Source organism: uncultured Aquimarina sp. (genome assembly GCF_947492115.1).
Classification (GTDB): domain Bacteria; phylum Bacteroidota; class Bacteroidia; order Flavobacteriales; family Flavobacteriaceae; genus Aquimarina.
Genome location: NZ_CANLMM010000003.1, coordinates 452,213 through 478,466, shown reverse-complemented (window position 1 = coordinate 478,466; position 26,254 = coordinate 452,213). Strand labels below are relative to the sequence as shown.

General features: G+C 33.3%; 19 protein-coding genes and 1 tRNA gene. 14 read left to right on the top strand and 6 right to left on the bottom strand.

The features are described from left to right. Positions 1–10 precede the first annotated feature (10 nt). The gene (locus tag Q1A73_RS11510; protein WP_299605546.1) at positions 11–1,399 is read left to right on the top strand and encodes an aminotransferase class V-fold PLP-dependent enzyme; all 1,389 of its coding nucleotides are present in this window, start codon (positions 11–13) and stop codon (positions 1,397–1,399) included. A gap of 126 nt (positions 1,400–1,525) precedes the next feature. Here the strand turns inward: Q1A73_RS11510 and Q1A73_RS11505 are convergent, their stop codons facing one another. Beyond that, positions 1,526–2,704, bottom strand: a complete 1,179-nt coding sequence (locus Q1A73_RS11505) for an acyl-CoA dehydrogenase family protein (RefSeq protein ID WP_299605543.1) — start codon at positions 2,702–2,704, stop codon at positions 1,526–1,528. 439 nt (positions 2,705–3,143) lie between these two features. Here Q1A73_RS11505 and Q1A73_RS11500 point away from each other — a divergent pair, with 439 nt between their 5' ends. Continuing rightward, a complete protein-coding gene (locus Q1A73_RS11500; RefSeq protein WP_299605540.1) occupies positions 3,144–3,455 on the top strand; it encodes a hypothetical protein in 312 nt (103 codons plus the stop codon). A gap of 104 nt (positions 3,456–3,559) precedes the next feature. Here Q1A73_RS11500 and Q1A73_RS11495 read toward each other — a convergent pair whose 3' ends face one another. The 3 genes from Q1A73_RS11495 to Q1A73_RS11485 are packed head-to-tail and all read right to left on the bottom strand — an operon-like array spanning position 3,560 to position 5,350. Continuing rightward, entirely contained in the window at positions 3,560–4,273 is a 714-nt protein-coding gene (locus Q1A73_RS11495) for a methyltransferase (protein WP_299605537.1), read from the bottom strand. A 4-nt stretch (positions 4,274–4,277) separates the two neighbouring features. Beyond that, positions 4,278–4,802, bottom strand: a complete 525-nt coding sequence (gene rimM / locus Q1A73_RS11490; RefSeq protein ID WP_299605534.1) for a ribosome maturation factor RimM — start codon at positions 4,800–4,802, stop codon at positions 4,278–4,280. A gap of 14 nt (positions 4,803–4,816) precedes the next feature. After that, entirely contained in the window at positions 4,817–5,350 is a 534-nt protein-coding gene (locus Q1A73_RS11485) for a 30S ribosomal protein S16 (protein ID WP_299605531.1), read from the bottom strand. A gap of 368 nt (positions 5,351–5,718) precedes the next feature. On the opposite strand from Q1A73_RS11485, the gene Q1A73_RS11480 reads away from it, so the two are divergent. The 3 genes from Q1A73_RS11480 to Q1A73_RS11470 all read left to right on the top strand — a co-directional run bounded on the left by Q1A73_RS11480 (position 5,719) and on the right by Q1A73_RS11470 (position 13,017). After that, positions 5,719–6,600, top strand: coding sequence for a DUF6252 family protein (locus Q1A73_RS11480; protein ID WP_299605528.1), 882 nt, complete (start codon positions 5,719–5,721; stop codon positions 6,598–6,600). A gap of 231 nt (positions 6,601–6,831) precedes the next feature. After that, on the top strand, positions 6,832–11,217 hold the full coding sequence (gene dnaE / locus Q1A73_RS11475; RefSeq protein ID WP_299605526.1) for a DNA polymerase III subunit alpha: 4,386 nt from the start codon (positions 6,832–6,834) through the stop codon (positions 11,215–11,217). Positions 11,218–11,634: 417 nt separating this feature from the next. Continuing rightward, entirely contained in the window at positions 11,635–13,017 is a 1,383-nt protein-coding gene (locus Q1A73_RS11470; protein WP_299605524.1) for a hypothetical protein, read from the top strand. Positions 13,018–13,161: 144 nt separating this feature from the next. On the opposite strand, the gene Q1A73_RS11465 is transcribed toward Q1A73_RS11470, so the two are convergent. Next, positions 13,162–14,709, bottom strand: coding sequence for a thiol-activated cytolysin family protein (locus Q1A73_RS11465; RefSeq protein WP_299605522.1), 1,548 nt, complete (start codon positions 14,707–14,709; stop codon positions 13,162–13,164). 310 nt (positions 14,710–15,019) lie between these two features. Here Q1A73_RS11465 and Q1A73_RS11460 point away from each other — a divergent pair, with 310 nt between their 5' ends. The 4 genes from Q1A73_RS11460 (at position 15,020) to Q1A73_RS11445 (ending at position 18,728) form a co-directional block, all read left to right on the top strand. Further along, the gene (locus Q1A73_RS11460) at positions 15,020–16,915 is read left to right on the top strand and encodes a tetratricopeptide repeat protein (RefSeq protein ID WP_299605520.1); all 1,896 of its coding nucleotides are present in this window, start codon (positions 15,020–15,022) and stop codon (positions 16,913–16,915) included. A 283-nt stretch (positions 16,916–17,198) separates the two neighbouring features. Further along, entirely contained in the window at positions 17,199–17,516 is a 318-nt protein-coding gene (gene trxA, locus Q1A73_RS11455; RefSeq protein ID WP_299605517.1) for a thioredoxin, read from the top strand. A 122-nt stretch (positions 17,517–17,638) separates the two neighbouring features. Beyond that, complete coding sequence (locus tag Q1A73_RS11450) at positions 17,639–18,568, top strand: DUF58 domain-containing protein (protein WP_299605515.1); 930 nt, start codon at positions 17,639–17,641, stop codon at positions 18,566–18,568. A gap of 86 nt (positions 18,569–18,654) precedes the next feature. Then, a tRNA-Asp gene (locus tag Q1A73_RS11445) sits at positions 18,655–18,728 on the top strand. Between the two features lie 527 nt (positions 18,729–19,255). Here the strand turns inward: Q1A73_RS11445 and Q1A73_RS11440 are convergent. Further along, entirely contained in the window at positions 19,256–19,756 is a 501-nt protein-coding gene (locus Q1A73_RS11440) for a DUF456 domain-containing protein (RefSeq protein ID WP_299605513.1), read from the bottom strand. A gap of 297 nt (positions 19,757–20,053) precedes the next feature. Here Q1A73_RS11440 and Q1A73_RS11435 point away from each other — a divergent pair, with 297 nt between their 5' ends. The 5 genes from Q1A73_RS11435 (at position 20,054) to Q1A73_RS11415 (ending at position 26,243) form a co-directional block, all read left to right on the top strand. Next, positions 20,054–20,329 (top strand): hypothetical protein, encoded by a 276-nt coding sequence (locus tag Q1A73_RS11435; protein ID WP_299605511.1) that lies wholly within the window; start codon positions 20,054–20,056, stop codon positions 20,327–20,329. Between the two features lie 288 nt (positions 20,330–20,617). Next, positions 20,618–22,498 (top strand): M56 family metallopeptidase, encoded by a 1,881-nt coding sequence (locus tag Q1A73_RS11430; RefSeq protein WP_299605509.1) that lies wholly within the window; start codon positions 20,618–20,620, stop codon positions 22,496–22,498. Positions 22,499–22,537: 39 nt separating this feature from the next. Further along, a complete protein-coding gene (locus tag Q1A73_RS11425) occupies positions 22,538–24,664 on the top strand; it encodes a peptidylprolyl isomerase (RefSeq protein WP_299605505.1) in 2,127 nt (708 codons plus the stop codon). Between the two features lie 36 nt (positions 24,665–24,700). Beyond that, positions 24,701–25,072 carry a BlaI/MecI/CopY family transcriptional regulator gene (locus Q1A73_RS11420; protein WP_299605503.1) on the top strand — a complete coding sequence of 124 codons (372 nt, stop codon included), beginning with the start codon at positions 24,701–24,703 and terminating at the stop codon, positions 25,070–25,072. Further along, positions 25,059–26,243, top strand: coding sequence for a tetratricopeptide repeat protein (locus Q1A73_RS11415; RefSeq protein ID WP_299605501.1), 1,185 nt, complete (start codon positions 25,059–25,061; stop codon positions 26,241–26,243). Before Q1A73_RS11420 ends, Q1A73_RS11415 begins: the two co-directional genes overlap by 14 nt. The last annotated feature ends 11 nt before the right edge of the window (positions 26,244–26,254 follow it).

Below are 26,254 nucleotides of genomic sequence, written 5' to 3'. Positions count from 1 at the left end.
ACATTAAAGTATGGATATTTTACAACAAATGCGAACAGAATTATTGGAGAAAAAGCTATTCGATAAAGCTCGTTCCTTTGCTTATGACTATATAGATGGGATTGAAAAGATGGATGTATTTCCATCTCCCGAAAATATTAAACAATTAAACGTGTTCGATGAACCTCTTAGTGAAAAATCAGGTTCTACTGAGGAAATTATGCATCTATTACACGATGTTGGTTCTAAAGCTACAATTGCACAACTAGGAGGACGATATTTTGGTTTTGTAAATGGAGGCGCTGTTCCCATAGCATTGGGAGTAAAATGGTTGTCAGATGTTTGGGATCAATGTGGAGGATTATTTCTTACATCTCCTATAAACTCCAAGTTAGAACAAATTTGTGAACAATGGCTTAAAACTATTTTTAATTTACCAAATGAAACGGTTGCCGGTTTTGTTAGCGGAACATCGATGGCGAACCTTTCTGGATTAGCAGCTGCACGTTTTAGATTACTTAAAAATCTAGGATGGGATATCAACATAAAAGGAATAAATGGTGCTCCGGAAATTAAAATTTTCGCCCATGAACAGGTACATGCTAGTATAAAGAAAACCCTTGCTATGCTTGGCTTTGGTAACGAAAATATCAGCTGGATACCATCAGATGATCAAGGAAGATTATTAATCGATAAACTTCCTGAGTTAGACAATCATTCTCTTTTGATTTTACAAGCTGGCAACGTAAATACTGGTAGTTTTGATGATTTTGACACTATATGTGATCAAGCCAATAAAGCTGGTGCTTGGGTGCATATCGACGGAGCATTTGGACTATGGGCGGCAGCCTCAAAATCTCTTTCTTATCTTACGAAAGGAATCGAAAAAGCATCATCTTGGGCTGTAGATGGTCATAAAACTTTAAACACTCCATATGACTCTGGAATTATAATGTGTAAAGATTCTGAAGCGTTAATATCTGCATTACAAGCCTCTGGAGAATACATTACCTATAGCGATCAAAGAGATCCACTTTTATATACACCTGAATTATCAAAACGCTCCAGAACTATAGAATTATGGGCTACCATGAAATATCTTGGAAAAGAAGGCATGGATACTATGATTACAACATTTCATAACAGAGCAAAACAGCTAGCAGAAGGATTATCTGCAAATGGTTTTATCATTCTGAATGAAGTTGTATTTAACCAAGTATTGATAGCCTGTGAAAATGATCAGCAAACAAAATTGGTTTTACATACAGTTCAAAATTCTTCACAATGCTGGTGCGGTGGATCTCGTTGGAAAGGAAGAGATGTAATACGTATTAGTATCTGCTCATGGATGACTACAAAAGAAGATATTGAAAAGACAATCAGCATATTTACTGATGCTAAAAACCTAATTAAAAACTGAACCAATTATAAAAGTATACTCCTGCATAAATAAATATTTTAGGTTTAGAGAGTGATAAAAACTATGTCATAAAAAAACGCCTTAGGAAAACTAAGGCGTAATTATTACGAAAATTTATTTTGATTTTTACTTAAAAGCTGGAATACCTGTAATATCCATCCCTGTAATTAATAAATGAATATCATGAGTACCTTCATAAGTGATTACACTTTCCAAATTCATCATATGTCTCATAATACTATACTCTCCTGTGATACCCATTCCTCCCAGAATTTGTCTTGCCTCTCTCGCAATATTTATTGCCATTTCCACATTATTACGTTTTGCCATAGATATCTGAGCAGTCGTCGCTTTACCTTCTTCTCTTAGCACCCCTAATCTCCAAGCTAACAATTGCGCTTTCGTGATTTCGGTAATCATTTCAGCTAACTTTTTTTGTTGTAACTGAGTTCCACCTATGGGCTTATCGAACTGAATTCTTTCTTTAGAATAACGAAGTGCTGTGTCATAACAATCCATTGCTGCTCCTATTGCTCCCCAAGCTATACCAAAACGAGCAGAATCCAAACAACTTAACGGTGCTCCTAAACCACTTTTTCCAGGTAATAAGTTCTCTTTAGGAACCTTTACATTATCAAATATTAATTCACCTGTTGCAGATGCTCGTAAGGACCATTTGTTATGTGTCTCTGGCGTAGAAAAACCTTCCATACCTCTTTCTACCACTAAACCGTGGATTCTTCCTTCTTCATTTTTTGCCCAAACCACAGCAATATCAGCAAAAGGTGCATTGGATATCCATAATTTTGCTCCATTTAATAAATAATGATCTCCTTTATCTTTGAAATTGGTTGTCATACCACCTGGATTAGATCCATGATCTGGCTCGGTCAGACCAAAACATCCCATAAATTCTCCAGATGCTAGCTTAGGAAGATATTTATTTCGTTGTTCTTCTGTTCCGTATTTCCAAATAGGATACATCACCAATGATGATTGCACTGAAGCTGTAGAACGAACACCTGAATCGCCTCGTTCGATCTCTTGCATGATTAACCCATAGCTTATCTGGTCTAATCCCGCTCCTCCATATTGTTCAGGTATATATGGACCAAAAGCTCCAATTTCTGCTAATCCTTTAATAATTTGGTTAGGAAATTCAGCACGTTGAGCATATTCTTCTATGATTGGAGACACATCTCGTTTTACCCAACTGCGCGCAGCATCGCGTACTAACTTATGCTCATCAGTCAAAAGTTCGTCTAAATTGTAGTAATCTGGTGCTTCAAAAAGATCAGGTTTCATAGCGTAAATGGATTATTTTTTTATGATATATTCAAAAATAGTGAGATTAATTAAAAAATAATCAAGAAAGATCTCAGATTATTCCTTTTTGCATTAAAAAATGTCAAATCTGTTAATAACCCTTGTAATAAAGCTGTTTTTGATTTTCCCCAATCATTCTTCTAATCCTGTTATGATCAAACTTACTTCAAACAAAACAAATTGTGAGAAGCGTTTATCATACGTTTTGCATATCTATTTTGAACATAAATTTGTGGTTAATTTCCGCATTCTCAATCTGATTTCTACACATTTTAGATACTATTAACATTATTAGCGTTTGTTTTAAAACACTGTATTACAGCTATTTAATCAACATTAAAGCATTATCAATCCTCTGGCATAATTCTTCCTCTTATTTAAGTATCGAAATAAAAAATAATTAAAACCTGAAATTAAAATGAAAAATTTATTTGTATTACCAGTAGTAGCTTTAGGACTTTTATTCGGAACTAGTAATATCACTGCTCAAGTGACTTCTTCAGATGAAGCTATAGAAATTACTGCTCAAGAAAAATATATTGAATTAGCTGTTGAAAATTTACCCCAACCTGTTTTAGATGCTGTTGCGAAAGATTTTAAAGGTGCGACCATCAATAAAGCTGCTGCTAAGGAAGACGCTTCAGAGTTTAAGCTAGAACTTACGAAAGAAGACGGAGAGACTGTAGAAGTATTATGTGATGCAGAAGGAAACTGGATCGGTAAAAACTAATAGCATTAAAAATCTTTAAGATTGTTTACACTTATAGAAATATAAGTTGAACTACGTAGAGTGATTGAATTTGGAGAAAGGGGAGTCTACTAGACTCTCCTTTTTTACATTTTTAAATAAAAATCTCGAGTAAGGTCTACATATTCTGGAGTATATTGGTGCCTTTCATTCTCTATAATAAGCTCATCCAATTTTACTTCCACCTCTTCAAAACCAAATAACAAAAGAGTTCTTTTAATTTCTGAAGATGGGTTTCCCTTTACTCTTGTAATTTTTTGAGGATACAAGCCTACTTTATGGGCAATTTCAATTACTACTTCCTCTTCTTTATAAGGTAAAATTACTCCAAACCTACCATTCTCGGAAAGCAAATGAGTTGCTCCTATAAATAAATGCTCAAATGGCAATGCATCTTCAAATCTGGCTAAATCCCTACTAGAATCTTCTGTTTTATAGGTATCTTTATAAAAAGGTGGGTTACTAATGAGAAGATCATACTCATCATCAATTTCCTGAAAGAATTCCTGAAAAGAAGCATGATAACAAAATAGCCGATCTCCCCAGTCAGAAGCTTCAAAATTTTCTACTGCTTGTTCATAAGCAAGCTCATCTATTTCTAGTGCATCAATAGTTCCTGCATGAGAACGCTGTGCCATCATTAGAGCAATGATTCCTGTTCCAGTACCTATATCTAGTATAGTATTTACAGTTTCTGAAATCGGAACCCAAGATCCTAAAAGCACTCCATCAGTACCAATCTTCATGGCACATCGATCCTGGTGAACCATAAATTGTTTAAAATGAAATGGTTTAGACATTATTTTATAAATAAAGATCGATCAATCCTTCTGGAGTATTTACAAAAACAGTACGCTGTTCTCTATCCACCTTATCAATGAATTCGTCATTCATAGGTATTAAAATTTCAACACCGTCCCTGTCTATTTCGAAAAGTGCTTGTGCAGTACTATCATTGATATGAGTAATAACTCCTACTTTTCCAAAAGCTCGATCTACAATACTAAAACCAATAACTTCGTGAAAATAAAATTTATTTCCTTCCAACTTAGGCAACAAGTCAAGTGGCAAATATATTTCTGCCTTCATTAGATCATCAGCATCCTCTTCGGAGTCTATATCTTCAAACTTTACTCTAAGCAAATCACTTTTATGAAGTTTACTTTTTTCTATAAAAAATGGAACCAAATTTTTGTTATAGTTCACAAAAACTGATTCCATTTTTAGATAACTTTCAGGTTCATCGGTATCAAGTTTTATCAACACCTCCCCTTTAAAACTAAATTTACTTACGATTTTGCCTAGATAGAAGCAATCTTCTTTCTTCATCGTCAATAATGCAACTACTCTTCCTCGTTGCTAGCTTCTTCAGTTACTTCTGCTTCAGCAGCTTCAGCAGCTACTTCTTCTGCTTTAGCGGCAGCTTCAGCTTCTGCAGCTTCAGCTTCACGCTTAGCATTTACTTCTTTTTCTGCAGCAAGTGCTTTTGCTTTTGCATCAGCCTCTGCCTTTGCTAAAGAATCTTTCTTAGCATTTACGGATCCTTCTTTTTCCTGAACCCAAGCGTTAAATTTCTCTTCAGCTTGTTCTTCAGTTAAAGCTCCTTTTTTAACACCTCCTGCAAGGTGATTTTTCAGCAATGCTCCTTTATAAGAAAGAATAGCTTTAGCAGTATCGGTTGGCTGCGCTCCATTTTGTAACCATTTTACAGCTCCATCAACATTTAGGTCTATAGTTGCTGGGTTAGTGTTTGGATTGTAAGTACCGATTTTTTCTAAAAATCTACCATCTCTCTTTGCTCTAGCATCTGCTGCTACGATCCAGTAAAAAGGCTTTCCTTTTTTACCATGTCTCTGTAATCTTATTTTAACAGGCATAAAAATTAATTTTTGGGTACACGACCCTGTTTATAATTAAGTGCGCAAATGTAATCATTTTTAGCAAATTAGCATCGAATTTATTCTTCTTTCACTAAATAATTTAGAGCTATCGAAGAATTAACACGTTTTACTGTTCTTTCTAACAGGACTTATAGACGTCTCACGAGAAGCGTAAATACCTACTTTTATTAGATATGAAATATAATTTTGTGTATTTCATCGATATTAAAATGTCATTAATCGTAAAAAATTATGGTTTTATCTTCAAAAAAATTGTTTTCTTCAGAATTTCGTGATATGTTTGTATTAAATTATTTATTGATTAGTTGGTTATCTATCTCTAAATTTTTTAAAGCCCCAAGCGTATGATTAAAAAAATTACCCTACTCCTGGCATTTATATGCCTTATTTTCAGCTCTTGTAGTACCGATATAGAAGTAAATTCACCAGGATTACAAGCTACTATAGACGGAAAGTTATTTAGACCCGATATTAGAAAAGCAATCATTCATGAGGATGGTACATTAGTAATCATCGGAAACACAGGAACAGAATCAATTAGCTTCACTACTTCTTCTACAGAAAGAGGAACTTATAGATTAGAACAAGCCATTAATCAAGTAACATTCGAAAACAACGATGCTAAGTTCGTTTCTGAAGAAGGTGCTAATAATGGACAAATAGTAATTACAGAAATTCAGGACAATTTAGTTTCTGGGAATTTCTATTTTACAGATTTAAAAGGAAGCAATGGAAAATCAATGAGTTTCCAAAACGGATGGTTTTATAGATTACCTATAGAAAATTTTGTACCAGAACCTGAAGAAGAGGAAGAAGAGGAGGAAATCATTATTACCTCTGAAGAAGAAGAGCAAGAAGAAATCAACCCTTGTCTTTTAAACGCTTCTTTAACAGCCATGATTAATGGAAACGAGATGATTACTGATGATCACGATGCAATTCCTTTTGGAGTGAACAACCCTTCAATACTAATAAAAGCGAGTAATGAAGACGAGGAGATAACAATCGTTTTCCCAATCAGTGTGGAGGTTGGACAGCACTCTTTAACAGGATCAGGAGAGTATAGCGCGACATATAGCTTATACAATGATAAAGCATCAGCTGTTTCTGGTAGACTTACCATAACATCTCATGATACCGAAACAAAATGTATCAGCGGAACTTTTGAATTCGTTACAACAACAGGTGTTGCAGTGACAGAAGGACAATTTGAATACGGATATTAATCAAAACTCAACTATAGCGAAAAAGGCGTTCACTAATTTATTTTAGTGAACGCTTTTTAATTTTTAGCATATTACATTATTTCTTAAAACAATCTTTTCATTGATTCCTCATAAAGGAAATCTTAAGTAGTTAATAATTCTGGATAACTTTTCAATCACCGAACACATCATTTTAATTATTTTTGATGATCACTTTGACCATAAGACAAAACTTTCTCGAAACATATTTTTATGTATTTAATTTTTGATACCGAAACAACAGGTTTACCTAAGCGTTGGGATGCTCCCATCAGTGATACTGATAATTGGCCAAGATGTATTCAGATCGCTTGGCAATTACACGATGAAATGGGTAATTGTATCGAGCATCAAGATTATTTAGTAAAACCAGAAGGATTTAATATTCCATATGATGCAGAAAAAGTTCATGGAATTTCAACTGCCCTTGCCGAGCAGGATGGTATTAGCCTAGCAGAAGTTCTGGAAAAATTCAATATTGCGTTATCAAAAACGAAGTTTGTTGTCGGTCAAAATGTAGGGTTTGATGTTAATATCATGGGTGCTGAGTTTTATAGACTTGGTATTAGCAATCAATTACAAGAGTTACCCGTGCTTGATACTTGTACCGAAACTACTGCAAGTTTATGTCAAATTCCTGGAGGTCGTGGAGGAAAATTCAAATTACCTACACTTACAGAGTTACACGAGTTTTTATTCGGAACCTCATTTGGAGAAGCCCATAACGCAACGGCCGATGTAGAAGCTACCACTCGATGTTTTCTAGAATTAATCAGGAAGCAAGTTTTCACAAAAGAAGAGCTAGATGCTCCTTCAGATTACTTTGAAAACTTCAAACGTGTTAATCCAGAACCAATAGAATTAATAGGTTTACAACATATTAATCTAAAAAGAGCTTCTCAAAAGATCCAAGAAACACTGGATAAACAGGGAAGTTCTGACATTTCTCAACAAGAAATCAAGGACAATATTGCAGCTTTGGATGCTGTAAATTTTGTTCACCTACATAACCATACGCAATTTTCTGTCCTACAATCTACTATCAGTATTCCTGATCTGGTAAAAGAAACAGCCAAACACAAGATGACAGCTGTAGCCATGACAGATCATGCAAATATGATGGGAGCTTTTCATTTTGTACAAGCAGTTACCAATCACAATAAAAGTGTAAAAGCAGCGAATGCAGAAGCTATCGAAAATGGAGAAGAACCAACAGGAGTCGAAATAAAACCAATTGTTGGATGTGAGTTTTTTGTTTGCGAAAATCATAAAGACAAATCCCGAAAGGATAATGGATATCAAATAGTTTTGTTAGCTAAAAACAAAAACGGATATCACAATCTAGCCAAAATGTCTTCTATTGGATTTGTAGACGGTTTCTATTACCTGCCTAGAATTGACAAAGAAGTTATTAAACAATACAAAGAAGACATCATTGTCCTAACTGGAAATCTGTATGGAGAGGTTCCTAGTAAAGTACTAAACATAGGAGAAAAGCAAGCTGAAGAAGCTTTATTATGGTGGCACGAGGAGTTTGGAGATGACCTCTATATCGAGATCATGCGCCATAATCAAGAGGATGAAAATCGAGTAAATCAGGTTTTGATCAACTTTTCCAAAAAGCATAACATCAAAACAGTAGCTACAAACAATACTTATTATTGCGAAAAAAAGGATGCCAATGCCCATGACATTCTACTATGTGTAAAAGACGGAGAAAAACAAGCGACTCCAATTGGAAGAGGAAGAGGATATCGATATGGATTACCAAATCAGGAATACTATTTTAAGTCTTCTGAAGAAATGAAAAACTTATTCAAAGATCTCCCTGAAGCCATCATGAATATTCAGGAGATCGTGGATAAGATAGAACCTTTTGTACTAGCAAGAGACGTATTATTACCTGCATTTGACATCCCAGAAGAGTTCCAATCTGAAGAAGACAAAATAGACGGAGGGAAAAGAGGAGAAAATGCTTATTTAAGGCATATCACCTACAAAGGAGCAAAGATTAGATATGGAGAAATTACTCCAGAAATTGATGAGCGCCTTGATTTCGAATTAAAAGTTATTGAAAATACAGGATACCCAGGATACTTCCTGATTGTGGAAGATTTTATAAGAGCCGCAAGAGAAATGGGGGTTTCTGTAGGTCCTGGACGTGGATCTGCTGCTGGATCTGCGGTAGCCTATTGCCTATGGATTACCAATTTAGATCCGATAAAGTATGATTTACTTTTTGAGAGATTCCTAAATCCGGATCGTGTAAGTATGCCCGATATTGATATTGATTTTGATGATGAAGGACGAGGACGTGTAATGGACTATGTAATCGAAAAATATGGAGCCAATCAGGTAGCTCAGATAATTACATACGGTACTATGGCAGCAAAATCTTCTATTCGAGATACTGCTCGTGTACTTGATTTACCTCTTGGTGATGCAGATCGAATTGCAAAGCTTATTCCAAATATGTCTAAACTTGGAAAAATATTTGGTGTAGATGAAGCGGTATTAAAAAAGAAGTTTAGAAGTGATGAATTAGAAAAAGTAAATGAACTACTTAATATAGCAGAAGGTAGCGATCTCGAAGCCGAAACCTTAAACCAAGCTAGAGTTTTAGAGGGTTCAGTTAGAAATACAGGTATTCATGCTTGTGGAGTGATCATCACACCCGATGATATTACCAAGTTTGTCCCAGTTGCGCTTGCCAAAGATTCTGACATGTACTGTACGCAGTTTGACAACTCTGTGGTAGAAAGTGCTGGTCTGCTAAAAATGGATTTCTTAGGATTAAAAACATTAACCCTAATTAAGGATACCGTAAAAATTGTAAAAGCAAAACATGGTGTAGAATTAGATCCTGAGAATTTCCCTCTTGACGATGAAGAAACGTACGCATTATTCCAACGAGGAGAAACGGTTGGAGTATTCCAATATGAATCTCCCGGGATGCAAAAATATATGAAGGAACTAAAACCTACAGTTTTTGCCGATCTAATTGCGATGAATGCTTTGTACCGACCAGGACCTTTAGAATATATCCCAAGTTTTATTAATAGAAAACACGGTACCGAAGAGATCATATATGACTTAGAAGCTTGTGAAGAATACCTAAAAGAAACCTACGGAATCACAGTATATCAGGAGCAAGTGATGCTACTTTCTCAAAAACTTGCTGATTTTACCAAAGGTGAAGCGGATGTACTCCGTAAAGCAATGGGTAAAAAACAAAAAGCAGTACTAGATAAAATGAAGCCCAAATTCATTGAACAAGCTGCTGCAAAAGGTCATGCCGAAGACAAATTAGAAAAAATATGGAAAGACTGGGAAGCATTTGCTGCCTACGCTTTTAACAAGTCTCACTCTACTTGTTACGCCTGGATTGCTTATCAGACCGCTTATCTAAAGGCTCACTATCCCGCAGAATATATGGCAGCTGTACTATCTAATAACATGAACGATATCAAGCAGGTTACTTTCTTCATGGAAGAATGTAAGCGTATGAAATTAGATGTATTAGGACCCGACGTGAATGAATCTTATAGAAAATTCTCTGTAAACAAAGATGGTGCAGTACGATTTGGAATGGGAGCCATCAAAGGTGTAGGTACCGGAGCCGTGGCTACTATTGTAGAAAACAGAAAAGAAGATGGACCATACAGGTCTATTTTTGATATGGCAAAACGTATTGACCTACGTGCCGCTAACAAAAAAGCTTTTGAAAGTTTGGCTCTAGCTGGCGGATTTGATTCTTTTATAGAAACGCATAGAGGTCAATATTTTCATCAGGATGGAGATGGAATTACTTTCTTGGAAAAAGCTATGAAATATGGATCAAAATATCAAGAAAACGAAAACTCTTCTCAGGTAAGTCTATTTGGCGAATCTAGTGATGTTCAAATTCCAGAACCAGTTGTTCCTCCTTGTGAAGAATGGGGCACTATGGAAAAACTAGCTAGAGAAAAAGAAGTAGTTGGTATTTATTTATCTGGTCATCCACTCGATGATTTTAAATATGAAATGAAGTATTTCTGCAATGGAACACTTTTGAATTTTGCCGATCTAGAAAACAATCTAAATCGTGAGATCTCCTTTGGTGGCGTAATCACAGGTGTGGAGCATCGAACATCAAAAAATGGAAAAGGATGGGCCACGTTTACCATAGAAGACTATAACACTGCGCATGAGTTTAGAATTTTTGGCGAAGATTACTTAAAACACAGACCCTTCCTAGTACAAAGCACCTTCGTGTATGCAAAAGCTTTTATAAAAGAAGGTTGGGTTAATCGCGATACGGGAAAAAAGGGAGATCCCAGAATACAATTCAATAGTTTTCAGTTACTACACGACGTAATGGAAACCTATGCCAGAAAGCTGACAATTCAACTAGATATTAATGAACTTTCTGATACTAGGATTGATAAGCTAAAAGAATTGCTCACTGAACATGCTGGAAATCACACGTTAAATTTTGTGATTTTCGAAATGGCAGAGAAACTTAAGTTACATATGCCAAGTAGAAAACAAAAGGTAAACATCTCTCCAGAATTGTTAACCGCATTGGAGAGCGATTCTGTGTATTACAAATTAAACTAGAAACGATCTTTAATTCTGAAGTTTTTAATCCCGAACTTGTAAGAAGAAGGGAAAATATCACCTATAAAAAAGCCAATAAAAATCTCATAATGTGTTAGATAGCTAACACTTATAAGTTGTTAAGGATTCTTAAAAACTAGAATGATCTAGTTAAATATTTCCTAAAAAACATTGTTTTTTTACATTTTGTAATCATAGCCTTTTTTTCATATAAAACCCTTTAATTCAAAGGGTTTCAATTCACAAGATCTACAAAACCAACACTATTTTTTAAAATTCAAAATTCCCCTTGATGTAAGATTAAATATTTATACCGTCTCAAAATATGTAAGATCTTAAAACCCTAATTACTTTAAACGATTGGCCAATTGTTTTCTTAATGATTTTTTCAGAATATAACTATTAAAAACACAAAAAATGAAAAATTTTAAAACCTTACTTTTAAGTATTTTCGCCGCCTCATTATTCATGGCTTGTAACAATGACGACAATCTTTTAGAAGTTGAAACAAATCAAACGATCACTGATGAAATTGCAGAAGATGCATTAGAAGAAGAAGCTCAATCAAAAGGCTTATTACAATCATTTAGAGCTTTAAAAGAAGCTAAAATATTACTAGCAAGTATCCGTAAAGATGGCGGAATTCCTTATAACTTTTTTAACCCAGCTTTACGATTCACAGACGCACAAAATGTTTTTGTACCAAGTGTTTTGGGTATTGATTTTAGAATTGATAGAGATGTGGTTCCTGCAGGACCCACTGTTAGACTGCCTATGTTTAAAGGTTGGGAAACTTTACCAAATGGACAAAAGAGAGAGCTTTACTACGTAATCACAGAAGTATCTGACAGACTGATGGCTAAAAAACTAGGTGTTATTTTCGCACCAAGAATGGCAGCCTCTATAGGATCTGGAGGAGAACAAAAAGGATATTTTACAAGAACAGGGCGACTTGTTTTTGAAGGATCTGTAGATTTTTCACCAAAAAGATCTTTAGTAACTGGACCAGCAGACGGTTTACTATTCGGATTTCCTCCAGCAGAAGCAAACCCAGGAGCAATTGCAGATGGTAAATGGTCTTCATATGTTGTTTTACCTAGTGGAGTAGTAATTAATGCGCAGCCAGTAGCCAACAGTACAGGTCTTCATGACAGAGTACCAAACCCTCTTGGAAATGAGCAAGAGCAAGAAGATGATTTAAACAATCCAAATTTTGCACCTGATCAAGCTTCAGTTGTTATGCAATTACTTGATGGATGGCATGCTAATAGACCATATTACTTCCATATCGTAACTGATACTTCAGATCCAGGACCTGCAACTATCGAGTTAGGAGTATTTGCACCAAGATTAGCAAATCTACCAACATTTGGATTATTCCCAGGAGGATCTATGCTACCTTTTAGTCCAACAGCTAATGGAAGAACAACAGATACTGATGGACTTGGAGTACAAGGATTAAATACTGCTTCTTTAAGTAACAGACAAGTACAAGATCCAACCAATACATTCCCTATAGATCCAAGTGATACAAGATATGCTCCGATGTGGGATGCTCACGTAACAGAATTTACCGTTCCAGAATCTGAACGTCCAATCCTACAGAGTTTTGATCAAATTAATGACTTATTAGCAGATGGAACTTTGATCCCATTTAGAGGAAATGCTAATCCAAGCCCATTAGCTAATTCTTTATCAGATTTATTAACAGCTACAGGAGCTATTATCAACTGTCCTGTTATTACGCAACCAGATGATAGTGTTATTGGTACTCAAATAGGAATACCTACAAATAACTAATAGCAACTCTTAAAACCTTATGGAAAAGCTCAGCAACCAGTAAGCGCTGAGCTTTTTCTTATTTTATATAGAAATATACAAAAAAGCCGACATCAGGTTGTTGAATCACAACCTAGGATGCCGACTTTCGAAAAAAATACTTTTTTATTGGCAAGTCCTTACTTTCACTTCTAGGAAATTTCGGTAGGATTCAAAACAATCTTCATGTGCGTGAACATATCCTCCAATGTTATCCGTCCATTTATTCTCGTAACCAGTACCTGCTTTTGCCCTATCTACATAATAGAAGATATCATAAGCTCCATCTGGCGGAGTAATGATAGTCTGCTCACCATCTACCTTATTATCTTTCCAGACAATTTCATCGTAAGGCACACTTGCTCCGTCCTTTAGTTTATATTCAATTCCTATTCTAAAATTATCAACCACTGTATTTTTAAACACTATTCGATTATGCACACGTTTTGCCGTAGTACAATTTAATGCAACGTAATCCGTACTATATCCCATTTTTGCTAAACTATTATCCTTTAAAAATCTAATGGTATAAGCAATTGGAAGCCCAGGATTGTTTCTACTATACACAGCATTTTCTCCTTTGATAATAGATTGTAAATCACCAAAGTTTTGTGCAGAAACGGCCTCAGAAGCCACAGAAGCGTTCCCTCCTATTGTTACTGTAGTGATAGTAGATTCATTTAAAATTTCTTTATACTTAGCCTCCACATCACCAGATGCATTAGTTACGCCACTTGCATAATTAAAAGCTCCTGTAAGCTCTGCCTCCGTAGCTTCTGCTGTAGTCTCCATTCTAAACATGATTATTCTACCATAATTTACAGAGTGCACGTACGCAGGTGGTGTCACAGAATTAAATGCATTTTCGATTCGTGATAATGGCACGTCAGCTCTAAATACATCCGAAGGATTTTCAGGAGTATCCATAGTAATTGTGTAAAAAACTTGTTTAAACACCATAACAGCTACTCTATTCGTACTTGTAGTTTCATAATTAAATTGTGCAGAAACATCACCTGTTGCCCATTCCGTATTCATTCCAACTTCTAAACTCATCTGTTTAGAACTATAAGAAGTACTGGCTGAGTAAGAAGAGTTCGAAGGGTTTACATATCCTTCTTGATATGCGTTTGTATTCCAATATTCTAAAGCCTCATCGATCTTGGATTGTACATTAGAATTCCTGGGATCCTCTACTCTAATATTCCCTGCTTCCCCAATACCTGGTAAATCTAATCGTATAGTCATCGGTGCTCTACCTAGAGTAAAAGCCTCTGGAAGACCATCTCGCATAGTTTGATTTCCAACCACCAATGCTCCTGGCCAAACAACACCATTTGTTGGACGAAGGATTGCCACATCTTCAAAATTGGCTTTTAGGTTATAATCCACGCTCACACAAGTAGTTTCTATGCCTTCATTATATGAATTATCTGTAGTAGTCTCTCCATCTATTTTTACCAACGCTTCTCCACCAGTTTCTTCAACCCCTAACAATTCACTTGGATTATATTCCAAATTATTAATGAATTCATTGATTGTATTTGCTTCTGGATTTACAGGTTCGGAAGGCAAACTATCTTCATCTTTACTACAAGAGCTACATGCTATGCAAGTATAAATCAAACTAATTAATATAAATGCTTGGGGCATTTTTAAGATTGAAGTTTTCATGAGTTTTCTTTTTAATGATTCAACGATCCAAAACTACTAGCAAAGCGTTTTTAGTCCTAATTTCAGTCATGGACAAAGCATGGACACCTATTAAAAACCCATAAATTAACTTGGAAAGAAATGAGTGTTTTTACGAATACTAAACTGAAGAGTTCTCTACGTTTTCAAAGTATTAAGAGAGGATACCTAAGGGAAAAAGCAACCTAAAGATCTTGTAAACTCCCTTCTACACTTTCTTTCGAAATACAGAGTATTCGACAATCATAATATTTATTAATTACCTTAGTTGTCAACTAAATGACTCGCTTTTATGAAATTCCAATCTCTTCTTATTACAGTATTTATATTTTGTACCCAACTGGTGATTTCTCAAAACCTAAAATTAATTGACAGTTTAAAAAATGCTTTAGACAATCATATCGAAGAAGATAGTGTTAGGGTTGATATTTTGACCGAGCTTCATGAGAAATTAATGTTCTCTTCGCCTTTAAAAGCTAAAAAATACGCAGAAGAAGAACTGAAAATTTCAAAAAAAATTGATTACAAAATGGGGATTGGCAAAGGCTTATTGCACTTAGGTGATTTTTATACCAATCGAAGCAATCTAGATTCTGCTCTTTATTATTACAAACAAGCAAAACAAGAATTTAGCAATCGCAATTCTTACAGAGGTACTTTATTTGTTAACTATTCCATTGCGGACATCTTGCGGAGCAAAGGTGATTTTGAAAGCGCTATTCATATAATTCTGGAAAACCTTGAACTTATAGAAGAAAATGAAAAAGTGGATAAGGCCAAAGCAAAATTTAAGGGTGCACAATATAATAGCCTTGCTACTATTTATATGGAAAAAGGTAATTACAAACTTGCTTTAATTGAAGCTTTAAAAGCATTGGAACTTTTTACAGAAATCAATGACGTCATGAGAAAAGCTGATATTCTAAAACTTTTAGGTGATTTAGAATACGCAACGGAAAACCACAAAAAAGCACTTACCTATTTTAAAGAAGCAATGGCAATTTATTTAGCTCAAAATGATGAGATTTATTTATCCTATGCAAAAAACTCAGCTGGGAATGCCTTAAAAAAATTAAATCGCATAAACGAAGCTCAAACACACTATGAAGAAGCTATAAAACTAGCAAGAAAGCATGAGGCAAAATCCCCATTAGCCAATGCACTTTATAATCTTGGTGAATTATTCAACATTGAAAAAAAATACGAAAAAGCAAAAGCATCTTTTATAGAATCCAAAGAGATTACAGAGGGAGAAGACATAAAAATTGGGATTATAAATGCATATAAAGGATTAAGCAATACCTTTAAAAATGAAAACAATATTCCTGAAGCTATTAAAAACATTAATCAAGCGATCAACATAGCCGAAAAAATTGGTACCATGTCGAATCTTCAGGAATTATATGAAAAACGCTCTAACCTTTTTCGATTACAGAATAAAAATAAAGAAGCACTTTCAGACCTACATGCATCTCAAAAAATAAGAGACAGTTTATTTTCAGTGAAAAAATCGCAACAAATAGAAGAATTACGAACTATTTACGAAACAGAAAAAAAAGAAGCTGCCATTACGTTACAAAAGGAAGAAATAAAAAATCTAAATCAACAAGTAGAGATTAGTAATCTTCGAAAAACGCTCTATGCAGGAGGAATGATATCTTTCATTGTGGTATCAGGATTGCTATTTTTTGGATTCAGACAACGAATTAAAAAGAATCAAATAGAACGAGAAAAACAAGAAGAAATATACCGGCAAGAAATTGAATTTAAAAGAAAAGAACTTACCTCCCAAACGTTGCATTTGGTTCAAAAAAGTAGCTTTATCCAAGAACTCAAAGAAAATCTAGAACGTATTAAAAACTCTCCTGAACTTTTTAAAGTAGAGTTTAGAAGATTGGTAATGTTATTAAAAAAAGAAAGTGCTGAAGACAAAGATTGGGAAGTATTCAAGTCATACTTTGCAGATGTACACAATAATTTCGATAACAAATTAAAAGCAATTCATAATGAAATCACTGAAAAAGAAATACGATTAGCCTCCTTTCTACGAATGAATCTTACTACTAAAGAAATTGCTACCATGCTAAATGTACTACCAGATAGTGTACTAAAATCAAAATATAGATTAAAAAAGAAACTTCAGCTCGGAAAAGAAGAAGACCTCTATGAATTCTTAAATACTCTATGATAAGAACAATATTGCGTTTAATAATAATTAAAACTTAAACTTCTTTGCATTAATTCGAACTTATTATCGTTCTTAAAAAATAACCCAACTATTATTCTTTAATTGAGCAAGCAAAAGATTCAGAAATATCTTCCTACAGAACAATTTAATAGTATATTTGGTATCAACAAAATCAATAGCCCTATAGTCAAAACAAATATTTTGATTGTAAGCTTTGGGATAAATATTGACTAATTTTGTGAAATTAATAAATAACAAGAATTAATAAACAATAAATAAAACTATGGCATTAGAAATAACAGATGCTACTTTTGATGAAGTAGTACTTAAAAGTGATAAACCAGTATTAGTAGATTTTTGGGCAGCGTGGTGTGGTCCATGTAGAATGGTAGGTCCAATAATTGAACAGATCAGTGAAGAATATGAAGGTAAAGCTGTTGTAGGTAAAGTAGATGTTGATGCAAATCAAGAATTTGCTGCAAAATATGGTGTACGTAACATCCCTACAGTATTAGTTTTCCAAAACGGAGAGGTAGTTGGACGCCAAGTTGGTGTTTCTCCGAAAAATGTATATGCTGAAGCACTAGATTCTTTAATCTAGAGAATAATTTTAGAGATAAAAAAGGGTTGACGGATTGTCAACCCTTTTTTATTGAAAACAGATTAGTATCCGTATATTGTTAGCACGAAAGTATTCGTTAATATCATAACCCGCAAAGCAATATGAATATCCAAAATGAAATTAATAGCACCAGTGGTTTTACCAACTTAGAGCTTTTAGCCAAACAGGTGGTCGAAGGTTTTATTTCTGGTATGCATAAAAGCCCTTTTCACGGATTTTCTGCTGAATTTGCCGAGCATAAAGTTTATAATAATGGAGAGAGTACAAAGCATATAGATTGGAAATTGTATGCTAAAACTGATAAATTATTTACTAAAAGGTATGAAGAAGAAACAAATCTAAGATGTCATATCATTATTGACAATTCTTCTTCTATGCATTACCCCCAAATCAAACAACATCATTTAGAATCCCTAAATAAGATAAGTTTTTCAGTATTAGCAACAGCTTGTCTTATGAACATTCTTAAAAAACAGCGTGATGCCGTAGGTCTAAGCATATATAGTGATACCTATGATTACTATACGCAAGAAAAAGGTAGTGAGCGACATCATCAGATGCTTTTAAGTAAGTTAAGTCAGATAATTACTACTCCAAAGGATACTAAAAACACAGACACTTATACTTTTTTACATCAAATAGCAGAAAAAATTCATCGCAGATCTCTCATATTTTTATTTACGGATATGTTTCAGGCTACTTCAAATCCAGAAAAACTATTTGAGGCTTTAAGACATCTAAAATATAATAAACACGAAGTTGTGTTATTTCATACCTTCGATAGTACTAAAGAATTAAATTTTGATTTTAGCAATAGACCTACTCGATTCGTGGATGTAGAAACTGGTGAATTTGTAAATTTATATGCAGACAATATCAAAGAAAATTATCAAAAAGCTGTGAGTTCTTATTTCTATGAACTAAAATTAAAATGCTCTCAATATAAAATCAAGTATGTAGAAGCAGATATCACAAAAAATTTCGACAAAATTCTTACCACCTATCTTGTTGAAAGGCAGAAATTTGCGTAGAATCACAAAAAAATACTTAAAAAAAGTTCAAAAAACATTTGCGGGTATTAAAATGAGGTGTATATTTGCATCCGCAATAAGGCAATGGTCTGGTAGTTCAGTTGGTTAGAATACCTGCCTGTCACGCAGGGGGTCGCGGGTTCGAGTCCCGTCCAGACCGCAACAATTGCAAAAGCTTCAATTACGGTTGAAGCTTTTTTTTGCAATGTACAATGTTGTGTTGTCCCATGCCAATTGCATGGGTGGTTTAGTAAACCAATGAGAAGCTTTTCCTGAAAAAGGAGAGGCTTTTTTTAATTTCTTTTGTATCCACTTCCACTTACAGCACGATCAATCATTCTTTTCATTAGTAGGTTATATCTTTTTAACTACTTGAACAATCTAAAATACAAATCAGAAAATGTAGGTTTTTTCTTGTTAAAATATTTAATTTTTAAATTAATTGTGTTAAAATTGCATTTTTTTACGGTAAAATACACAAAAAATTTGGAGCTAACCAAAAAATCACTATCTTTACAAAGTGAAAATGAGTTAGTGCTTTCGTTCCCCCCAAGATGAAAGTTTTTATAAAAGTGAGTTTTAATTTTAGAATAAGCCCCTAAATTAAGATGATTTGTGTGAAGAAAAAGAGTGCGTTAAACGCACTCTTTTTTTGTTTTAATATATTTTATTAGAAGACAACAGCGATCAAAATATCGCTTCCCAATGTTCCCACACTTTATTAACATATAAAATGATAAAGGCGATAGACACGATGAACTTCACAAAAGTACCTGCAAGAAAACCTAGAAACGATCCAAATGCAGCTTTTAACGCTTTTGATGAATCTTTGCTATCCTTTATAAGCTCTCCAATAAAAGCTCCAGCAAAAGGTCCTATAATTATCCCAAATGCACCTAAAAAAAGTAATCCTATTACCAATCCAATAGAACTTCCTATCATTCCGTATTTTGTGCCGCCAAAACGCTTTGTTCCCCATGCAGGAACGATATAATCTAATATCCAAACGACAATAGCAATTCCCAGAGTAATTCCGAGAAAAGTCCAGTTCTGTGGGATCACATCTGTAAAATGAAGTATCAACAAACCAATCCATGAAGTAAAAGGACCCGGCAACACTGGAAGAAAACTACCAATGATACCAACCAAACATAATATAAAACCAATGATTACTAACGCTATATCCATAGTAAATTATTAGACTATCAAAAATGAATATTGTTACTCTAATATTATTTTTTTTCTAAAATACTTAAAACTGTAGTAACATCAAATTAGCTAATAAATCATAATTTTGTAGGAAACGAAGTACCCTTAGAAACCTATTCTATCCCCGAAATGAAAAAGTATATCTATATAACCTTATTGGTTACTTTATCCAGCTTCTATTCTTATTCACAAAATAAGCCCACAACACTTAAGTGTAAAAACAAATCCATAGAACGCGTCCGAAAACATTGTATTTGTAAGGATATTGAGCAATACGTGAAAAAAAATTACGACATCCTCGCTGTTTCTTCATATGCTAAATCAGGAATTAATCGCATCTATACAAGGTTTAATATTTCTAATAAAGGGAAAATTGAAAATATTGAAGTAAAAGGATTCTCTCCTGAAATCGAAAAAGAAGCTATAAGAACACTTCTATCCTTCCCGGATATTATTCCTGCAAATACCATATCCGAAGCTAATACTAATGTAAATGACTCTTATACCATAATGATTCAGTTCGAAATCAAAAATACCATCACAAATCTTTAGTAACACTAACACCCTATTATTGATACATTTATAATAGTTTCCATTCCAAAACGAGCTGTTTTTACAAGTAAAGAAGCAGTAAAAGGGCTATTTTTTTAAATTTTTAAACTAAATATTTAGTTAAAAAGAAAAAATGTATATATTTGTCATTCAACTAATAGATTAGTTGAATAGATATAGATATCTATAGAACAACTGGGGGACGTCGACCTGAGTCTACTATTTTTGGAATACAATGTAGTAGGCTCTGGATTGACACGATAACAATGTTTATGTAAAAGAAAAAATATGCTCCACTACCTACTTCAAATCCTTATTTTTCAATCATTATTCCTTTTGGTTTATGACGTTTTTCATAAAAAGGACACCTTTTTTAATTGGAATCGTTTATACCTAATTGTCACTCCATTTTTATCATTAATACTTCCATTTATAGAACTAGACTTTTTGACTTCTAGTTCTACGGAAATTGTTGTTACTAATATCGAGCGTTCCATCATTGTTCCTACCGAAAAAATAATCTTTAATACCAATGTAACCAGAACAGATGCTGGTACAAATGGAATACAAATAAATTGGTGGATAGTGACATATTTAGCAGGAGTTTTGCTAAGCTTTATAAATCTGCTATTGAAGTTTCACAAGCTTCATATCCTTAGAAACGTATCACACATATCCAAATCATTTAATCAGAAAATAGTAATACTTCCAAATAGTATGCACGCGTTTTCTTTTTGGAATACAATTTTCATTGGAGATTCTCTAACCGAGGAAGAAAAACAACATATTATATCACATGAACTTGTTCATGTAAATCACAAACATACTATTGATCAAATAGGAATCGAGCTCCTAAAAATCTTATTATGGTGGAATCCTTTGGTATATATCTATCAGGCAAGAATTACACTGTTACATGAATACATTGCAGATGCCATTACCATTCATAAAGTAAACCAAAAAAACTATATAGAACAATTATTAAATTCTGCTTTTCAAACAGAGAAAATCACATTCATTAATCAGTTTTTCAATCAATCATTAATCAAAAAACGAATATTTATGTTACAAAAGTCCCAATCAAAATCTATTGCCAAATTTAAGTACCTGCTTTTAATCCCTGTACTAACAGGGATACTTACCTACACCTCTTGTAAGGATGGCTCTTCTATTAATGAGTCAAACGAACCGAAGACTATTCCAGTAACAGAGGTTTCCTTTAATAATGATAAAAAAGCTGTTAGCAATCAACCTGCTTGCCTTAATAAAGGATCTAAATATGACTATAAATTAGATAATTACTTAAAAATTGAAAATGGTAAAAATGCGGATATTATTACTAAACTTATCTTATTAGAAACAAATGAGATTGTTAGGACTGCTGTAATCTACAAAAATCAAACACACTATGTAAGAAACATTCCTGAAGGTATATATAGATTAGATGTTACTTATGGAGAAAATTACATAGAAAAACAAACCGATGGAATCTGCAATGGTAGTTTTCAAAAAGAGATCTTATTTGAAACTGGAGAAGATATATTAGATTTCGCCACCATTATAACAGACCAAGGCAAAAATGTACCATCATATTCATTATCCTTGGATTTACTCCCAGAAGAATTAAGAAAAAACCATGATCACAGTACATCTGACGAAATCGCTAGTGCTAAACAAGAGGCTGCACAAAAAAAAGCAATGGATATAGCTCAAAAAATGGCGAAGGAAAAAACTGCAGAAAAAAATGACATTGCTATTCCTACCCGAATTTCGAAAGAAAAGGCAGAGCCTAACTGTGCTAATAGTGATGCCTCTAAATTTAACATGAAACTAGATAATTATTTAAAAATAACAAATGGAAAAAATTCTGAGGTCATTGTAGATATTGTTAATCTAGAAACTTTAGAAAGTGTAAGAACAATACATCTACCTAAAGATGCTCAGCATTATGTTCGCAATATTCCAGAGGCTACCTATAATTTGGAAATTGTTTATGGTACTGATCTTAAAAAAACTAATACAGACGGAAATTGTAAACTTTCTTTTGATAATAAAATAGTAGAAGAAAGTGGGAAAGAAAAATTAGATTTCAACATTGTTAAATCTCCAAGTGGTATTAATGTTCCTTCTTATGCTATTACATTAGATGTCTTAGACCAAATAAAATAAATATCTTAGAATAACTGGAAAGAATTAAACTTAAAAGATATGTTACAATACATTATTCAAACTATATTATTTCAATTAATATTTTTAATAGCGTATGATTTATTTCATAAAAAAGACACCTTTTTCACAGTTAATCGAGTATATCTTTTAGTGTCTTCGCTTCTTTCCTTAATGCTTCCTTTTATTAAGGTAAAAAGTATTCAGGAAACCATACCCGATGATTATGTTGTGAATTTACCGACTGTGTTTATCGGTGGAGCGCAACCTATTAAAAATACAGTTGTAGAAACAACAAATACCGTTGCTATTGCTCCGCTGAATATCAACTGGTGGTTGGTTATTTACATTATAGGAATTGCAATCACCTTGTTTTTATTTATCAGAAAAATTTTCATTATATATTCTTTAAATAAAAAATCAACCAAGGGAACATTTAATACCTTTCCTATTAGGATATTGCCCAATAGCAAAGATGCATTTACATTCTGGAATACTATCTATATCGGTAGCGAATTATCGAAAAATGAAAAAGATCAGATCTTAATTCATGAAATTGTTCATCTAAAACAAAAACACACCTTAGACCTTCTTTGGTTTGAGATAATTAAAATCATTTTCTGGTTTAATCCTTTATTATACATCTATCATTCTCGAATTATCACTTTACACGAGTATATCTCTGATGCTTCTGCGATTAAATTACTAGGAAAAAGACAATATTATGAGCAGTTGCTCAATGCAAATTTTGAAACGAAAAACGTACAATTTGCAAATAATTTCTTCAATCATACATTACTTAAAAAAAGAATCATCATGCTTCAAAAAACGAAATCAAAATCAAAAGCTAAATTCAAGTATTTGGCTATATTACCATTACTGGTGGTAATGCTTACTTTTACTGCTTTTTCACAAAAAGCTGTTGCCTTAGCAAATATTTCTTCAGAAAAAATTACCGATGAAATTCAGGAAATCACTAACTCATTTTCTAATACAGATACTACAGACGAAGTCCAAATCGCCAATGAAGTTCCTGTAAAAGAAATTATTGTGCCTTCTGAAACCGAAGCCCCTAAAATAGAGGAAGAATCTAAAACACTTCCTGTAATTAATAAAGAAGAAACAAAAGCAAAAAAAGCTACTGCAACTATCGCTAAGGATTCTTTGTCGGAGGTAGATCAAAAAATTGTGAACCGACTTTTAGAAATCAAAGAGGATATAACGATTCATAACAAAAGTTTCGCTAGTAGAGCAGTATTATACTCACAGGATCCAGGATCCAAAGGAAATGGCGGGTTCTATTTTGTACAAAAAGACACTCCATTTCATGAAAGCTTTAAACAAGTAGCATTTAGTCTACAAGAAGGTGAAATTTCGGAACCTTTTAGAACTCCTTTTGGTTGGCATCTCCTTACTGTAGAAAAAATTAAAACTGATGGTGTAGATGTTAGACATATTTTAATTATCAGAGAACAAAACATTCCTTTTGCAGTAGTAGAAAAAGTACCCGCTACTCAAAATTGCAAGGACTTGGCCAGTAATGAAGAAATAAAGAAATGTGTATCCGACGAAATCAAAAAATATGTAAACAAGCACTTCGATATGAACATCCCACAAAATCTTGGTTTAAAGGGTGTAAATCGAGTTTATGTTAGATTTAAAATAGATACTTCAGGAAATGTCGTAGAAGTAGAATCTAGAGGTCCAGCTATCGAAGTAGAAGAAGAAGCGAATAGAGTGATTAGCTCTTTACCTAAAATGATTCCTGGAGAACATAAAGGTGAAAAAGTAAATGTGTTATACTCCTTACCTATCGTATTTCAAATTGGAAACGAGGTTGATCAAAAGGATAAAAAAAAAGCGATAATTAAAAACAATATCAACGAAGATACTGTCCTAACCGAAAATCTTTCTAATGACGAAAACAATGAAGTAGAAAAAGGATATTATTTAGTAACGGGAATTTTTAAGCGTAAACCTTATTTTGAAAAAGGAATGGCAAAACTTAAAAAGATGGGGCTTGACCCAAAATGGTTTAAAAACCCTAAGGATACTTATCTATATGTATATCTAGATAGATATGATACGCTCGATGAAGCCAAAGTAATGTTACATTCCGATTATGACGGAAAATACGAAGGCGATTTATATATCCTAAAAATTCAATAATAAATTAACAAAACACAATACCCTTATAAAAGACAGATGAAACAATTAACAAAAGCAGAGGAAGAAGTAATGCAGCTTTTATGGCAACTTGGAGAAGGAAATGTAGCGGCCATTATCGAATGCATGCCAGAACCAAAGCCAGCCTACAATACAATTTCCACTATTATTAGAATTTTAGAAAACAAAGAATTTGTATCTCATCGAAAAGAAGGAAAAGGATATATCTATTTCCCTTTGGTAAAAAAAGAAGAATATAGTAATCAATCATTAAACAAATTGATGAACAATTACTTTAATGGTTCTTTTAGAAATATGGTGTCATTTTTTGTTAAAAAGAATGATATGAATATCAAAGATCTAGAAACCATTCTAAAAGAAATCAACAAAGAAGATCATGACGCTTCGTAAAGATATTAAATATTACATCTTTATTGTTACACTATTCACCTTTACATTTGTTAAAGCTCAAAAGGCATCATTAAAAGAAGCGGATAGTTTATATGCAATTGGTAATTATACCGAAGCTATAAAAATATATCAGAATTTAGATCCAAAAGATGATTACATCTTACTAAAAATTGCTAAAGCACATAAAGCAAAAGGAACCTATAATGATGCTTTATCTTATTATGAAAAAGTACTTCAATTAGATACTGAATTATTATCAGCAAAACTGGAATATGCTAAACTATTAACCACTACCAGAAAGTATAAAAAAGCAGATAGTGTATACACTGGTTTAGTATCCCAATATCCTGATAACCCAAATTTTTATTACCAATTAGGTTCTGTAAAGAAAAAACAAAAAGATAGTACAGCAATTGTTTATTTTAAAGAAGCTTTTAAATTAGATAGTACACACCAAAAAAGCTGTTTCGAAGTAGCAAAACACTTTCTTAAAAAGAGAAATTATAATAAAGTCGAAGATATTGCTAATAAAGGATTATCCTCTTATTCAGAGAATCCTGAATTGATCAATATATTAGGACAAAATTATCTTTTAAGGAAGTATTATTCTGAAGCTATCCCATATTTTAAGAAACTAATCTCATTAAATCATGGTAATGAGTATGTACATGCCTCGTTAGCGCTATGCTATCATAAAAATTATGACTATAAGCTAGCGATAATCCAATATCAGGAAGCTCTGAAATATAATGATCAAGTGCCTCTTAGATATACCCGAATGGCTGAAGCCTACACCAGATTAAATATGTATAACGAAGCATTAGCTAATAATACAAAAGCACTACTTTTAAAAAATCTTCCTGTAGAACAAGAATTTTTCAATGTTGCGATGAGTCATCGTCATTTAGAAAATTGGGAAGAAGCGATTAAATATGTAAAACTAGCCCTTAAAGAAAATCCAGAATTCTTAAGAGCCCAATATCAGCTAGCCGTATTTGCAGATGCTTATTACAAAGACCCAAAAGTGAAACTGGAATACTATAATGTATTTATGAAAAAATTTGGAGAAACTAAAGATGCCAAAAACTTTTATGGATTTATGGTCAATAAAAGAATTACTCAACTCGAGAAAGAAATTCAAACTTCTGAAAAAGCTGTAGTGGAAAAATAAACATCATCTCG

Coding starts and splice junctions, on each gene's coding strand:
- Q1A73_RS11470 (WP_299605524.1), top strand. CDS start 11,635: ATGAAAAATTTTAAAACCTTACTTTTAAGTATTTTCGCCGCCTCATTA.
- Q1A73_RS11495 (WP_299605537.1), bottom strand. CDS start 4,273: ATGTCTAAACCATTTCATTTTAAACAATTTATGGTTCACCAGGATCGA.
- Q1A73_RS11450 (WP_299605515.1), top strand. CDS start 17,639: ATGAATATCCAAAATGAAATTAATAGCACCAGTGGTTTTACCAACTTA.
- Q1A73_RS11420 (WP_299605503.1), top strand. CDS start 24,701: ATGAAACAATTAACAAAAGCAGAGGAAGAAGTAATGCAGCTTTTATGG.
- trxA (WP_299605517.1), top strand. CDS start 17,199: ATGGCATTAGAAATAACAGATGCTACTTTTGATGAAGTAGTACTTAAA.
- rimM (WP_299605534.1), bottom strand. CDS start 4,802: ATGAAGAAAGAAGATTGCTTCTATCTAGGCAAAATCGTAAGTAAATTT.
- Q1A73_RS11505 (WP_299605543.1), bottom strand. CDS start 2,704: ATGAAACCTGATCTTTTTGAAGCACCAGATTACTACAATTTAGACGAA.
- Q1A73_RS11415 (WP_299605501.1), top strand. CDS start 25,059: ATGACGCTTCGTAAAGATATTAAATATTACATCTTTATTGTTACACTA.
- Q1A73_RS11425 (WP_299605505.1), top strand. CDS start 22,538: ATGTTACAATACATTATTCAAACTATATTATTTCAATTAATATTTTTA.
- Q1A73_RS11500 (WP_299605540.1), top strand. CDS start 3,144: ATGAAAAATTTATTTGTATTACCAGTAGTAGCTTTAGGACTTTTATTC.
- Q1A73_RS11440 (WP_299605513.1), bottom strand. CDS start 19,756: ATGGATATAGCGTTAGTAATCATTGGTTTTATATTATGTTTGGTTGGT.
- Q1A73_RS11430 (WP_299605509.1), top strand. CDS start 20,618: ATGCTCCACTACCTACTTCAAATCCTTATTTTTCAATCATTATTCCTT.
- Q1A73_RS11460 (WP_299605520.1), top strand. CDS start 15,020: ATGAAATTCCAATCTCTTCTTATTACAGTATTTATATTTTGTACCCAA.
- Q1A73_RS11480 (WP_299605528.1), top strand. CDS start 5,719: ATGATTAAAAAAATTACCCTACTCCTGGCATTTATATGCCTTATTTTC.
- dnaE (WP_299605526.1), top strand. CDS start 6,832: ATGTATTTAATTTTTGATACCGAAACAACAGGTTTACCTAAGCGTTGG.
- Q1A73_RS11485 (WP_299605531.1), bottom strand. CDS start 5,350: ATGCCTGTTAAAATAAGATTACAGAGACATGGTAAAAAAGGAAAGCCT.
- Q1A73_RS11510 (WP_299605546.1), top strand. CDS start 11: ATGGATATTTTACAACAAATGCGAACAGAATTATTGGAGAAAAAGCTA.
- Q1A73_RS11465 (WP_299605522.1), bottom strand. CDS start 14,709: ATGAAAACTTCAATCTTAAAAATGCCCCAAGCATTTATATTAATTAGT.